A 282-nucleotide genomic window follows, 5' to 3' on the forward strand; every position below is an offset into this window, starting at 1 on the left:
ATCCTGACGGGCGCTTTTAAGCCATTCCTTGTCCAAGACCACGACCGTCAGGCCGGAGGGGCCGAGGTTCTTCTGCGCGCCGGCGTAGATCAGCGCGTGCTTGGAGACGTCGAGCGGGCGGCACAGGATATCCGAGGACATGTCGGAGACGAGCGGGCGGCCCTTCGCGTCCGGGAGCGCGTGCCACTGCGTCCCGAAGATGGTGTTGTTGGACGTCATGTGCACGTAGGCGGCGTCGGCGCCGATCTTGATCTCCGCGGGCGCGGGCAGGCGCGTGTAAGG

General features: G+C 66.7%; 1 protein-coding gene. It reads right to left on the reverse strand.

Translation table 11 applies throughout. The features are described 5' to 3' along the window. On the reverse strand, positions 1 to 282 hold a 282-nt coding region (locus C1X29_RS28335), incomplete at both ends, for an aminotransferase class V-fold PLP-dependent enzyme (protein ID WP_146023296.1).

The sequence above is a fragment of the Pseudomonas sp. GW456-12-10-14-LB2 genome (genome assembly GCF_002884345.1).
Taxonomy (GTDB): Bacteria; Pseudomonadota; Gammaproteobacteria; order Pseudomonadales; family Pseudomonadaceae; genus Aquipseudomonas; species Aquipseudomonas paraglycinae.